General features: G+C 67.5%; 10 protein-coding genes and 1 pseudogene. 9 read left to right on the plus strand and 2 right to left on the minus strand.

Features of this window, described 5'->3' with window-relative positions; all coding sequences use genetic code 11:
• Nucleotides 1-11 precede the first annotated feature (11 nt).
• Nucleotides 12-1,265 carry an IS256 family transposase gene (locus V9G19_RS10455; RefSeq protein ID WP_462283538.1) on the plus strand — a complete coding sequence of 418 codons (1,254 nt, stop codon included), beginning with the start codon at nucleotides 12-14 and terminating at the stop codon, nucleotides 1,263-1,265.
• A 111-nt stretch (nucleotides 1,266-1,376) separates the two neighbouring features.
• Here the strand turns inward: V9G19_RS10455 and V9G19_RS10460 are convergent.
• Nucleotides 1,377-3,169: pseudogene (locus tag V9G19_RS10460) on the minus strand (IS1634 family transposase).
• Between the two features lie 299 nt (nucleotides 3,170-3,468).
• On the opposite strand from V9G19_RS10460, the gene V9G19_RS10465 reads away from it, so the two are divergent.
• The 8 genes from V9G19_RS10465 (at nucleotide 3,469) to V9G19_RS10500 (ending at nucleotide 11,962) form a co-directional block, all read left to right on the plus strand.
• On the plus strand, nucleotides 3,469-4,560 hold the full coding sequence (locus V9G19_RS10465) for a Cas10/Cmr2 second palm domain-containing protein (RefSeq protein WP_462285409.1): 1,092 nt from the start codon (nucleotides 3,469-3,471) through the stop codon (nucleotides 4,558-4,560).
• 164 nt (nucleotides 4,561-4,724) lie between these two features.
• Complete coding sequence (locus V9G19_RS10470; RefSeq protein WP_462283955.1) at nucleotides 4,725-6,035, plus strand: ISL3 family transposase; 1,311 nt, start codon at nucleotides 4,725-4,727, stop codon at nucleotides 6,033-6,035.
• Nucleotides 6,036-6,249: 214 nt separating this feature from the next.
• Nucleotides 6,250-7,815 carry a Cas10/Cmr2 second palm domain-containing protein gene (locus V9G19_RS10475; protein ID WP_462285410.1) on the plus strand — a complete coding sequence of 522 codons (1,566 nt, stop codon included), beginning with the start codon at nucleotides 6,250-6,252 and terminating at the stop codon, nucleotides 7,813-7,815.
• Nucleotides 7,808-8,374 (plus strand): hypothetical protein, encoded by a 567-nt coding sequence (locus V9G19_RS10480; RefSeq protein ID WP_462285411.1) that lies wholly within the window; start codon nucleotides 7,808-7,810, stop codon nucleotides 8,372-8,374. The genes V9G19_RS10475 and V9G19_RS10480 overlap by 8 nt, the downstream gene beginning before the upstream one ends.
• On the plus strand, nucleotides 8,371-9,597 hold the full coding sequence (locus tag V9G19_RS10485; protein WP_462285412.1) for a type III-B CRISPR module-associated Cmr3 family protein: 1,227 nt from the start codon (nucleotides 8,371-8,373) through the stop codon (nucleotides 9,595-9,597). Before V9G19_RS10480 ends, V9G19_RS10485 begins: the two co-directional genes overlap by 4 nt.
• Nucleotides 9,594-11,060: an RAMP superfamily CRISPR-associated protein gene (locus tag V9G19_RS10490; protein WP_462285413.1), complete on the plus strand. Its 1,467-nt coding sequence runs from the start codon at nucleotides 9,594-9,596 to the stop codon at nucleotides 11,058-11,060. Before V9G19_RS10485 ends, V9G19_RS10490 begins: the two co-directional genes overlap by 4 nt.
• Nucleotides 11,057-11,443 carry a hypothetical protein gene (locus V9G19_RS10495; RefSeq protein ID WP_462285414.1) on the plus strand — a complete coding sequence of 129 codons (387 nt, stop codon included), beginning with the start codon at nucleotides 11,057-11,059 and terminating at the stop codon, nucleotides 11,441-11,443. The genes V9G19_RS10490 and V9G19_RS10495 overlap by 4 nt, the downstream gene beginning before the upstream one ends.
• Nucleotides 11,444-11,707: 264 nt before the next feature.
• Nucleotides 11,708-11,962, plus strand: coding sequence for a hypothetical protein (locus V9G19_RS10500; protein WP_462285415.1), 255 nt, complete (start codon nucleotides 11,708-11,710; stop codon nucleotides 11,960-11,962).
• Between the two features lie 118 nt (nucleotides 11,963-12,080).
• Here V9G19_RS10500 and V9G19_RS10505 read toward each other — a convergent pair whose 3' ends face one another.
• The gene (locus tag V9G19_RS10505; RefSeq protein ID WP_462285416.1) at nucleotides 12,081-12,848 is read right to left on the minus strand and encodes an IclR family transcriptional regulator; all 768 of its coding nucleotides are present in this window, start codon (nucleotides 12,846-12,848) and stop codon (nucleotides 12,081-12,083) included.
• Nucleotides 12,849-12,896 lie beyond the last annotated feature (48 nt).

Below are 12,896 nucleotides of genomic sequence, written 5' to 3' on the forward strand. Positions count from 1 at the left end.
GGATGGTCCCGATGACCGTCGCATTGCCCAGTATCGACCCTGCCCGTTTCTTGGACGAACAGCTCGCGCAGGCGAGCCCGGACTTGATGCGGGAGATGTTGTCCACGTTCATCCACACGATCCTGTCCGCGCAGGCCGATGCGGTGTGTGGGGCGGAGTACCGCTCCCGCACCCCGGAACGGTCGAATCGTCGTAACGGCTACCGCCACCGTGATCTCGACACCCGGGTCGGCACCATCGATGTGGCGATCCCGAAACTGCGGGAAGGCACCTTCTTCCCGGACTGGTTGTTGACCCGGCATTCGCGGGCGGAGAAGGCGCTGACCAGCGTGGTCGCGACCTGCTACCTGCTGGGGGTCTCGACCCGGCGGATGGACCGGCTGGTCCAAGCGCTCGGGATCACCGGCCTATCGAAGTCCACGGTCAGTGAGATGGCCAAGGATCTCGACGGTCAGGTCGAGGCGTTCCGGACCCGCCCGTTGGACGCCGGGCCGTACACCTTTGTCGCCGCGGACGCGTTGACGATCAAGGTGCGTGAAGGCGGGCGCGTGGTCAAGATCGCGACCATGCTCGCCACCGGCGTCAACGCCGAGGGGTACCGGGAGATCCTCGGTGTCCAGGCGTCCACGGCCGAGACCGGCGCCGGCTGGCTCACCTTCTTCCGGGATCTGGTCGCCCGCGGCCTGACCAGCGCCGGCCCGGTCGGTCTGGTGACCTCCGATGCCCACGCCGGACTGGTCGAGGCCATCGGCGCGACGCTGCCCGGGACGGCGTGGCAGCGTTGTCGTACTCACTACGCGGCGAACTTGATGGCGGTGACTCCGAAGAACAGTTGGCCGTGGGTGAAAGCGTTGCTGCACAGCGTGTATGACCAGCCCGACGCCGCAAGCGTGCACGCCCAGTTCGACCGGATCGTCGAGACCCTGACCGAGAAACTGCCCGCGGTCGCCGCGCACCTCGACGACGCCCGCGCCGACATCCTGGCCTTCACCGTCTTCCCCAAAGGCGCCTGGAAGCAGATCTGGTCGAACAACCCCCAGGAGCGGCTTAACCGGGAAATCCGCAGGAGGACCGATGTGGTCGGGATCTTCCCCAACCGCGACGCCCTGATCCGGCTGGTCGGCGCGGTCCTAGCCGAACAACACGACGAGTGGACCGAACAACGCCGCTACCTCGGCCTCGAACTCCTCGCCCAATGCCGCAAAGCCCTCACCCCCAAGGAGGAAACCCCCGCCCAGAACCCACTCACCGCGATCACCGCGTAACCCCGACACGCCCGAAGGATGAAAAACCTTCAAACACCACGCATCAGGACTTGACCTGGCGAACCCCCTGCTGGGCAGGGGGTTCGCTGGTTTGGGTGTTGGTGGTTCTGTCTACTTGCCGTTGATGGTTAGGGGGATGGGGGCGTTTAGGAGGGCGAAGGTGTGGCGTTGGGTGGGGGTGGGTTCGGCCAGGGTGGGCACGAGGGGTGTGGTGTGGTCGGTGCCGTAGCGCAGGTCGTTGCGGGTCAGGGTGGCGAGGTGTTTGAGCAGGGCCGGGAAGGACCGCACGGGCTGGTCGTGGTCGTCGGTGTGTCGGGAGGCTTTGCGGTCCGCGGCTGGGGAGCGGTGGGCGGGGGCGACCGGGTCGGCGGGTGTTGGCGGGTGTTCGTCGGTGTAGGTCAGGGGGGCTAGGGTGGCGCGCAGGTGCCAGTCAGGTAGGCGGCGAGCATCACAATCAGGACGTGGGCGCGGACGCGGTCTTCGAGGCGGTGGTAGATCGGGCGCAGGTCGAGGTCGGTGGCTTTGATGCTGCGGAAGTCGCGTTCGACGTGGGCGAGGTTTTTGTAGGCCTGGACGATGCTGGCGGGGGTGAGGGTCTCGGCGGGCGTTGGGGTGCGTAGCACGTAGATGCCGTCGAGGGCGGCTTCGGCGGCGATCTGGCTGGTTTTGCGGGTGATCACCACGGTGGTGTCGGTGATGGTCAGGTCGAAGTGTTTGGCCATCGGGTATTTGTTGAGGAGTTTGCCGACCCGCAGGCCGATCGTGTCGGCGCCGGCTAGCCGGCCCTCGGCCACTGCTCGCTGGGTGGGGGCCAGGGCGGTTTCGGTGGCGGTGAGCAGGTCCTCGCGTTTGCGGGCGCGTTCGGTGGCCAGGAACGGGTTGCGGCAGGCGATCAGCCGTTCCCCGGGGTAGTCGGGGTGGCTGATTTCGGCCAGGTTGTGTTCATCGAACAGGGTTGGTTGAAGCGGGCCGCCCTCGGCGGCAAGGGTTTTGATCGCGGGGGCGCGGAGCGCGGTGATCCAGCCGAGGTCGGCTCGGGTGGCCGGGTCGGTGTTGGTGTGGCGGATCGCGGTGATCCGGGCGGTGGTGATCATGCCGCGGTCGCCGACCATGACCATCTCGGTGAGTTTGAAGGTGTCCCGCACCAGGGTGACGGCCTCGATGAACGCGGTGGGGTCGGCGGTGTTGCCGGGGAAGACCCGGATCGCGACCGGGCGACCGGCCGGGTCGGTCAGCAGCCCGTACTCGATCTGGGTGCGGTTCTTCTTCCCGTCGCGGGAGTAGCCGCGCCGGGCCAGTGGGCAGTGGCTGCCTTCCATCCACGAGGACGATAGGTCGAACAGCGCCATCCGGGCGGGGTTGGCGTCGGCGGCCAGGTGGCGCCGGGCCAGCTGCTTCTCGATCGCGTCCTGGCGCCCGAGTAGCCAGTCCATCGCCGCGTAGACCTCGTCGGTGGAGGCACCGGCCAGGTCGAGGTCGACGCCCAGGGTGGTGTCGGCCCACCAGGAGATGGTCGCCAGCTTCGAGCCGGGTGCCAGCACTCGGGCGATGATCAGCCCCATCGCCAGGTCCCGGGCCCGCCCGGGCGGCCCGAGTAGCCCGGGTAGGCCCAGGGCCCGGGCTTAGGCCCACACCGCGGCCACATGCCCGTGCGGCAGGGAGCGGGTGATGGTGGCGGCCTGGTCGGCCGGGATGAACGCCTGCCCGGCCAGGCAGGCCCGGATCACCTCGATCAGCTCGGCCGGCAGGTGGGAGAGGTTCGCGACCGTCTCGTTGCGCACCTTGCCGTTCTCCCGCCAGGAACGCCGCAACAGGTGGGTCTCGTAGTCCCGGGCCACCCCGTCCTTACCAACATAGTGACGACGGTGCGTGGTCACATGAACCGCTCCACCACGTTTCGCCATACCGCCAAAATATCACACCGTGCCGGATCGATCGATCCACTTTAGTGACGACACACCGAGGGGTTAGAAGCCGCATCACTGCAGGTCAAAACGGGGATCAGCCCTCAAACCACTCGCAACTTCGGCCTAATCGCCGCGCTTTCTCGACGCCGGGTGGTATCGCGGCTCATCCGGCCGCAAAACCCTGCGACCTGTGTCGGCGGTCGTCGGCCGCGGTCGTCCTTTACCAAGGGCCAGACAGGAGGGACGTCTGCGTCGACTGCGAGCATCGACTCGAACACGCAGGCCAGACGACCAAGATGGGACCGCACCTCCCCGCAGCCCATCGCGACCTGCTTGAACGCATTGAAGGTACATCGCCGTCGATCGGTCGTCTAGCTGAGAGTTTCAGCGAACTTGCCCTGCTCGGCGACCAAGACACGGACGATGCTGCCACGCAGGTCGCGACGGTTTTCGCCGACGGGAATCGCGTCGGGGCACTCATCCAGGCTCTGTCCGAAGAGGGGCGAAAACACAAGCATCTCATTGTCCGGTTGCTCGACGCCTGCACCAAGACCGCAATCGCCAAAGCCACCGAGGACAGCCTGCTCCAGGGGCAGGGCAGGCAGGATGTTGCGCCGATTCTTGCTCATCTGGCCGGGGGAGACGACGTTCTCGTCTCCGTTGCGGCGACTCGGGGCTGGGCCTTTTCGATCGCTCTGGCCAAGACATTCCAACAGGCAACAGGACGCTTGGATCTGTTGCCGACGCGGCCCAACAACGAGAACTCTTCACGTGGAAACCCCGCGCTTGCCCAGCTTCTTGGCGGGGAGCCGAGCCTGTCCGTCGGGCTGGTGTTCCATCACCGCAGTCAGCCGATCGCCGATGTGATCTCACGCGCGGATGAGGCCCTTCACGAAGCCAAGCGGCTTCACCTCGGCAAGAAGCCCGCGATCGCCTTCGTCGACCTCACCGCGGACGGCGTCATCAACGGGATGGAGGGCGCAGCCTCGCGCGAGGACGCTCCCCATCTGGCTGATCGCGTTGTCACTTTCGAGGAGCTTGAGCGTCACAGTGCCATCCTCGACGGGCTGTCCGTGCTCTCGCAGGCTCAGCGATCGTCCCTTCGCCAGCTGTTGCGTCCTGACTCTGCGACTTGGGGAAGTAGCCAGCTGTCGACGGTTGGTGTCGAATCGCAACTCGATGCACTCACGCGACGCGTCGGTGTTACGCACGTACCGTCGATCCTAAACAGCATCGGATCGATCCGGCCAGACAAGCGCGCCAGCCGCATGCCCTCTGTCCCTCTGGCGGAGGCTGTTCAACTACTAGCCACGCCGACATCCGCGCACGCGGCCCGCGCTCGGCTCCGTCGAGATCTCGACATCGCTCGTTGGTGGAGGTCCACATGATAGTCCTGCACTTCCGGATCATCTTCCACTCCGGCTTCCGGGTTGGCGCCGCGTACCGGCTCTTCCCAAACGAGAGTGTGGGGGGTGGCGCGTCGCTGCCGGGTTGAGGGTCGAGGTCTTCCGATGATGGAAGCTCTGACACTTCCCATCTGGAAGACCTCGACATGGCTGACGTTACCTTCACCTGCCCCGACCTGGACACCTTCACCGGTGTTGATGATCTCGGTCTGGTCATCACGGGGCAGCGGCTTGAGACCGGTCGTGCGGTGCTGGCCTGCCGGGTCCTCGAGCCCGATCCGTGGTGTCGGCGCTGCGGGAGCGAAGGCCGGGTGCGGGACACGGTGGTGCGCCGGCTGGCGCATGTCCCGTTCGGGTGGCGGCCAACAGTTTTGGAGATCACGGTCCGCCGCTACCGCTGCGGGGCGTGTGGGAAGGTGTGGCGCCAGGACACCAGCCGAGCAGCCGAGCCGCGCGCGAAGCTGTCCCGGGCCGCGCTGGCCTGGGCGTTGGAGGCGTTGGTCCTCTACCACCTGACGGTCGCCCGGGTCGCCGAGGCGTTGGCGGTGGCCTGGGACACCGCGAACGACGCGGTTCTGGCTGAAGGACGCCGGGTGTTGATCGATGACCCGGACCGGTTCAATGGTGTGGCCGTTGTGGGCGTGGACGAGCACTGTTGGCGGCACACCCGCAAGGGCGAGAAGTACGTCACCGTGATCATCGATCTGACGCCGGTGCGGGACAAGACGGGCCCGGCCCGGCTGCTGGATATGGTCGAGGGCCGCTCCTCAGCGGTGTTCGCGACCTGGCTCGCGGAGCGGGACCCGGCCTGGCGGGAGAGGATCGAGGTCGTCGCGATGGATGGCTTCACCGGGTACAAATCCGCGGCCGCCCAAGAACTCCCGTCCGCCACCGCGGTGATGGATCCGTTTCACGTGGTCCGCTTGGGCGGCGACGCTCTCGATCAGACACGCCGCCGGGTCCAGCAGGCCACGACCGGCCACCGCGGCCGCAAAGGCGATCCGCTGTATGCCGCGCGGCGGACCCTGCACACCGGCGCCGATCTGCTCACCGACCGCCAACGCGCCCGCATCGAGGCGTTGTTTGCCGTTGAGGACCATGTCGAGGTCGAAGCGACCTGGGGCATCTACCAGCGAATGATCGGCGCCTACCGCGATCCCGACCGTGCCGCCGCCAAGGCCCGGATGCAGGCTGTCATCGACTCCATCAGCGCCGGCGTCCCGGCCGCGCTCACCGAGATCATCACCTTGGGCCGGACCCTGAAGAAGCGCGCCGCGGACATCCTGGCCTACTTCGACCGGCCCGGCACCTCAAACGGCCCCACCGAGGCCCTGAACGGCCGGCTCGAACACCTGCGCGGCTCCGCCCTCGGGTTCCGGAACCTGACCAACTACATTGCCCGCAGTCTGCTCGAAGCCGGCGGATTCAGACCCCAACTACACTCTCGTTTGGGATGAGCCGACATACCACCCCTGCTCGGCCGGGGGTATGGGTTCGGTGGTCATACCGTTGTCTCGGGAGCATCGAGGGGCAGGGGCGGCTGACCGAGGGGGCGCCGCTCGATTTGGCCGTGCACCTTCACGCTCACCCCTGCGGATCTCTTCCAGAACTCGAACTGGTCGCCGCCGCGCCCTGTGGGATAGGCGACCGAGGCGTCTGAAGGTATCCGGCGTGGTGAGCCTGGTCCTTCCCGGGAACCTGAGCGACGCGGAGGCCACGAACCTCGCCCGCCGCGTCGCTGCGACCGTGACCACGCGGATTCGCCGCGACATCCCCGCCTGCCCGCTGTCGGCAGCCATCGGACGCGGCGCCAGCTATCTGGAGGCCTATGAAGCCAAGGAAAGGGCAGTCCTCGTCGGCGACGTGCTGCTCGACTTGCCTGCAGGCCCGGATGAGTCGCCGGTCAGCCTGCCATGCACAACGTGCGGAGCGCGCGTCGTGACCCACCCGCAGACGCATGCGTTCAAGGAGGACTTCCACGATCTGTGCCGCGACTGCCACACTCGACTATCACCACACGCCGGCTTCAGCAGCAGCAAGGACCTTAACGAGCTGCCCGAGTCGCAACGGAAACTGTACGAGCGGATGCTGGCGCTTCCCGGCGTTGAGGAACTCGATTTCCCGAACGACTTCACCGACCTGGCCAAGCGCGGGCGGCGCGCCGTTGACGACGCGCCGACGCAATTGGCGCTGATCTATGCGGATGGCAATCGCATAGGCGACCTCCTGCACCGTCTGATCGAGGCCCAGAAGAGTAGCGACCAGACGACTACCAACCAGGCGCGGAGGCTGGTCAAGGCCGACATCGCCGCCGCCATCGACGAGGCGAGCAAGGGTGCCATCGTCGAAGCCGTCCAAGGGACGTTCGTTAGGGGGGAACTCGTCATCACACCCGCGATGAACGAGGCAGGCGAGCCGCTCGAGGACTGGTCCGCTCGCCCGCCCGTGGTCGTCCACGTCGCAGCCGGCGACGACATCTTCGTCAGCGTCCCGGCGGGCATGGGTTGGACCTTCCTCAGGGTCCTCTCCGACGCGTTCACGCGACGCGTGCATGACGGACTGACGGTGCGCGCCACGCAGGAAGTAGGACCCCGTGACGGCTGGGACCAGGCAGTCCGGGAGTTCGTCGACGCACCCTTCACGCTCTCGGCCGGCCTGGTCTTTCACCATGCCAGCGAGCCGTTCGCCGACGTCATCGAGCGCGCCGAGATGCGTATCGCGGTCGCCAAGAAGTTCAGCGCCGGCCGCGCCAGCTCCGTCTCCTTCCTGGACATGACCGCGGATGGGGCCGAGCCGGTCGGCGACCGCGAATGGCTTATCGCGTCCGACCCGGCGTCGTTCAGCCTGACCGACTCAGCCGACCGTCTTGGCCTCATTGCGGCTGTCCCAGCGGCACACCGCAATCAACTCTTGACCCTTCTGCGCGAGATTGCGAAAGTGAAACCCGCGGATGTGGCATCCCGGACGGAACTCCAAGCGGCGCTCGCCCGCCGTGTCGCCACCATGGGGCATGACGTGTTGTGGCAGCTGGTCTGCGACGAGGGCGGTCCACGGCACCCCGTCACGAGTGAGGACGTGGAGCGCCAGCTACAAGGCAAGCACGCCCAAGCAGCCCAGCAGCGGCTGCGCCTCCACTTGGACACCGCCCGCTGGTGGCCCCCGAGGGAGGGAGCCCCCGGCCGACCGCCCGCCGAAACCGCTGAAGGCGTTGCCTCCGCCGGAGCCTCTCATGCCTAGTCGTTGCGAGTTTCAGGTCACATTCCACAGCCGCTTCCGGGTCGGCGGGCCTTACGGAATCGACGGGGTCGACCTGAGTGTGGATCCCCAGAACCCGTTGCCCGCGGACCACCTCAAGGGGGTCATGCGGGCGGCCGCGGACAGCCTCGCGGGATCGGGGTTCGTGCCGGCCTCGCTCGTCGAGGACGTGTTCGGCACGGTCCGAAACCCGTGTCCTTGGACCTGGCTCAGTGCCGAGGCAGATGACGGCGCGTATGACGTGACGAACCGGAATCGGGTCTGTATCCACGCCGCAACCCACGCCGCCGCGAAAGACATGCTGGTCACCGGAGCGCAGGCCTGGACGGCCACCGCGACCTTCGCGGTGCGTCAACTCGATCCCGTCGACGAGGTCGAGCGCCATCTCGCCATTCTGCGGCTGTCAGCGCGCCATACCCACCACATTGGGTCGTGGCGGCGCCGCGGACTCGGCTGGGTGACGATCGCCCCAACCGCGGATGCCCCTTCGGCGGCGGAAGACCTCGACCTCGTCGCTGCTCAGGCGGGCGGTGCTGCATGACCAACCTCACCGTGACCCTGCTCCAACCGGCCCAGGTGAGCACCGGGCGCCGCAGCGACAACGTGCGCGAGACGGCCGACCACCTGCCCGGCTGGGTCGTGCGCGGGGCGTTCGCTGCTGCATACATCCGATGCTTCGGTCCGCCCACCGACCCCCACTACCGGGAGGACTTCGTCTCCCTGTTCGAAGGGGGAGTGCGCTTTCCGCCGCTCTTCAACAAGGACCGTCCATACCCACTGTCGGTCTTGACGCACAAGTATGGTCCGCGGGGCTGCCAGGCAGGTGATCTCGACCTGGCCCTGCAGCCCCTCACGCTCGAAGCGAGTCTGCGCTGCGCCGATTGCAGCGAGCCGCTCAAAGGTTTGCGCGGCCTACCCAAGCGGCCGCCGGTCGATCGGCATACGAGCACTCAGGTCGCGGCACGAGGCGTCGCGGTCGCGGAGACACTGCACAGCCGCGACTCGCTCCGGTCTGGACTGTCCTTCTCCGGCAGCCTCATTGGGGACTCGCAGGCCCTGGAACTTCTCAAGGAGATCGCTGACGAGGTAAACGTGTCGATAGGCGGCAGACGCACCACCAAGGGCATGGTCAAGGCGCAGTTCGCGGATAGTCCCCCGGGTCAGGTGGGCCTTCCCTTGATCCGGGATGACGGACTGCTGGTGCTTCGGATGGAGTCGCCATCGGTGTTTGTGAACCAGGACGGCCGCCCCCAGCCCGTTCCAGACACGGACGAGCTCGCGGGCGTGCTGCGCGTCCAACACGCGCAGGTGGTGCGACATTGGTCGCGTTGGGAGCACATCGGCGGCTGGCACGCCGCGAGCCGCTTGCCGAAGCCGGTCGAGATCGCCGTTGCCGCCGGATCGACATACCTCATCAGGACCGGAACTCGCCCACCTGACGAGGCGCTCGCCCACCTGCTCACCCGCGGGCTCGGGCTGCGCCGGCACGAAGGGTTCGGCCACGTCGCGCCGGAAGGCTGGATGGCCTCGCAACGCACCGGCCTGTCTGCCAGGGCGGTGCGGCTTCTCGCCGAACATCCCGACGACCTGACCCTCGTTGTCGGGTTTCTCAGGGGCGGGGACGCAACCGCTCAGTTCAAAGCACGAATTGAGCAGGTTTCTCGCAGTTCGCAACTGGGCAAGGTGTTGCGCGAGGTCGTTGCCGCGGATCCGAGCATGGCCCTGGAGTCGTTGGGGATGACGGACGGAGGACTGTCGGCATGACACGGCTCACCTACTTCCGAGTCGTGCTCGAGATGACCGAGCAAGGGGGTGTCACGACCCCCGGGCCCGCCGTTCGCGACAAGCCCGATGCCCTGATCGACATCGACCCCTTCGAGCGTCCGCACATCCCCGGCACCTCGTTGGCCGGGGCGTTGAAGGAAAGGGTGTCCGAGACCGCGGGGCCGGACCGGGCTCAGCACATCTTCGGACATGTCGACGGCGACGGGAAGCGGGACGACGGCACAACCGACGCCGACGCCAGCCGGATGTGGGTGATGAACGCGGAAATGGAGTCGCCCGACCAAGGCGCTCCTCCCACGCCCTCGGTGCGCTGGTCGACGGCGATCGACCGGGAGCGGGGGGCCGCAAGGCTGCATACCCTCCGTGGCGTCGAGATGTTGCCCACCGGCACTCGCTTTGTGGCGCGTCTGTGGCTGGAAGACGCCGCCGCAGACGTGGAGCGTGGCATCTCCCGGGCCCTCGTGGGATGGGCACCGGCCATTGGCCGTGGCGTGTCCACGGGGCATGGGCAGCTCGCTGTGCGCGAGGCTCGCACGGCGACCCTGGACTTGGGCAATAGGCACGACCTGCTGCTGTGGCTCGAGCGCAGCGGACCCGCGCTCGTCGATGAGCTGACGCATGATCCAGCGCGCGGCCGGGTGCTCGACACGCGGGCCGCCGACAGTCGTGCCCCAGCGCAGATCCGGGCGCTCAGGGCAACCCTGAGTGGACCGCTGTTCGTTGGCGACAAGCGAGTCCGCCCGGCGAAGAACCAACCGGCGGCGCGGGACGGCGACACCAAGGCACTCGAGAGCAGGAGGGATGCGCCTGACTCCCGCGAACGGCAGCCGCTCATGCGTGGCGGGAGGCCCCTCGTGCCCGGGACGAGCATCAAGGGCGTCTTGCGTTCTCGGTGCGAGTTCATCCTCAACACTGTCGGTATCGCCGCCTGCCCCACCCAGTGCTGCGGCAAATGCCACACCTGTCGCTGGTTCGGCCAGGGCGGCGGGGAGGATGCCTCGGCCACCTCGGTGGGCGCGCGCGCCAAGGTGAGGATCCCGGACGCTCTCGTCGACGGGGCGCGGATGCGGACGCGTACGCACGTCGCACTGGACCGCTGGACAGGTGGGGTGTCACAGGACACGCCGGTCGATGCCGCCATTCACCCACCGGGGACGCGAGGCGGGAAGCTGTACCAGCTCAAGGCGCCCGAGTCCGGCACCTTCGAGATCCAGTTGGACCTCAAGGAACTGACGAAGCCCGAGGACGTCCAGCGCTTCCTTGCCACGATCCGGCTTGTTGTCGAGGACGTCAACGACGGGCTTGTGGGCTTCGGGGCCGCGACCACTCGAGGCTACGGATCGGTGCAGCTGACGCCGGTCGGAGAGGACTGGCTCCCCAAACTCGCTGAAGCGAAGCGGGTGCTTGACCAGTGGCGACTTCAAACAGGTGGTGGCGCGTGAAAGTCACGCAGTGGTCCGAGGTGCGCGCTGCACTCGACTTGGCCACGTGTATGTGGCTCGACCTGGACGGCTTTCACCTCACTGGGGCACCCGAGAACCCTCCACTGACCTCGATTATGTGGGCGTGGAGACAAGCTGGCCAGGGCACAACGGCATATCGGCTCCGTCTCGACGGCGGCGTGACCTTCCTGGCGACCCTGGCCGTTCGGGCAGGCGACGGGGACGAGCTTTGCGCCTGGGGCGACCGAGGGCAGGTCGCCGCGGCCAAGGACCACGCCGCCGCCACGGGAGTGCCCGACCCGACAACCTTGCAGCTGCGGTATGCCGTGGACGCGCCCGACGGATCGGTCCCGATCCCGTTTTACTGGCAGCAAGAGTCCTGAGCCAGCACGAGGATTTACTGCGTGAGGAGCCCGTCGAAGTCCCTGAGGGACGTTCCGGTGCCTTCTCCACGCCGATTACCAAGAGTTGGACGTCGGACACCGCCAAGCTGACGGTCGCCGCTGCATTTATGGTCGCCCTCGGCACCGCCTTTGGCGGAGCCTCCCTGGGGGCGTTCGCCGACTATCTGGACGAGCCGAAATCCGGCCGCCTGTGGGTTTTTCCTGGCCTACGTCACGCTCACCGTGGCGTGCTTCGCTACCGGTGTGCACTTCTTCTGGCGTCGCCGCGGCTTGCTCGACAAGCGTGGCACGGCCTACTTGATTATCGAGCCCGCGGAGACCTGGAACGTTGTCGAGACCCGCACCTTCGAAGAGCAGATCCGCAACGACTTCGCTCAAGTCCTGGTCGTCCCGTCTGGCCGCGACACCGGGATAGCCCGCCCCTGGGGCCGCACCCCGGATGGGGCCGCCAAGTCTGATCTGAGCCACGTGCGCTGTGCTTCTACGACCCCAAAGTGAAAGCGCTCATTGTGACGGACGTAACCCTATAACCATCACGGTCGCCACGCTCCACGACGGCAGCCGCGAGGGTTCGGTGGTCGCCCTCGCCCATGATGCGGATCCCTCGGCGCCCTTGCTAAATCAGGCCCGCCTCGATGGCGGCGGAGGCGGAGCGGAGGGCGGCGTCATACCGGGGCAGTTCGGGAGGTTGATAGCGGATGCTCGGCATCGAGATCGAGACCGCACCCAGCGCGACGCCGGCGGCGTCGCGGACGAGGCGGCCGACCGCGACGACGCCGCGCTCGGAGCGGCCCTCGTTGACGACCTGGCCGGTGCGGCGGGTGCGGTCCAGGTCGCGGCGCAGGCGGGCCATGTCCGGGCGCTCGGCCGGGCGGTCGGCGAACCGCTCGGGGGCATAGATCGCCTCCAGGTCGGCGGGATCCAGCTCGGCGAGCAGGAGCAGGCCGGCGGTCGTGCGGTGGGCGGGGAAGACCATGCCCTCCCGGTCGCCGACACGCAGCGGCTGGGATCCCTCGGCCGAGGCGATGAACCGCACCGTGTCACCGGTGCGGACGAGCACATTGGCGGTCTCGTCGAAGGTGTCGGCTAGGATCCGCAACGGCTGCAAGGCGGCGGCGCGCAGGCGCGCGGTGAGCGAATGCGAGATCGCCGCCAGCTCCAGCACCGGGCCCGCCCGATAACCCCGGCCGGCGTCCTGGACCGCAAAGTCCCGATAAACGAGCATCGTCAGCAGCCGGTGGGCGGTCGAGCGCGCGACGCCGAGGCGCTCGGCCGCACCGGAGACCGTGATCGACCCCTCCAACTGCAGCAGGGTCGCGATCCGCAGCGCGTGATCGACGCTCGTGATGGCATACGTCGGCGGCTTGCGCATCTCGGCTGACATGCCCGCAGCATACCGCCGTGTTCTGCAAAACAGAATAGTTGATTCCTC

Origin of the sequence: Nostocoides sp. (assembly GCF_037045025.1) — a bacterium.
In the GTDB taxonomy this organism is placed as follows: Bacteria; Actinomycetota; Actinomycetes; order Actinomycetales; family Dermatophilaceae; genus Nostocoides_A.

What these genes read in the sequence shown, in the direction of transcription:
- V9G19_RS10505 (WP_462285416.1), bottom strand. Translation starts at nt 12,848, where the DNA reads ATGTCAGCCGAGATGCGCAAGCCGCCGACGTATGCCATCACGAGCGTC.
- V9G19_RS10480 (WP_462285411.1), top strand. Translation starts at nt 7,808, where the DNA reads ATGCCTAGTCGTTGCGAGTTTCAGGTCACATTCCACAGCCGCTTCCGG.
- V9G19_RS10455 (WP_462283538.1), top strand. Translation starts at nt 12, where the DNA reads ATGACCGTCGCATTGCCCAGTATCGACCCTGCCCGTTTCTTGGACGAA.
- V9G19_RS10465 (WP_462285409.1), top strand. Translation starts at nt 3,469, where the DNA reads ATGGGACCGCACCTCCCCGCAGCCCATCGCGACCTGCTTGAACGCATT.
- V9G19_RS10490 (WP_462285413.1), top strand. Translation starts at nt 9,594, where the DNA reads ATGACACGGCTCACCTACTTCCGAGTCGTGCTCGAGATGACCGAGCAA.
- V9G19_RS10470 (WP_462283955.1), top strand. Translation starts at nt 4,725, where the DNA reads ATGGCTGACGTTACCTTCACCTGCCCCGACCTGGACACCTTCACCGGT.
- V9G19_RS10485 (WP_462285412.1), top strand. Translation starts at nt 8,371, where the DNA reads ATGACCAACCTCACCGTGACCCTGCTCCAACCGGCCCAGGTGAGCACC.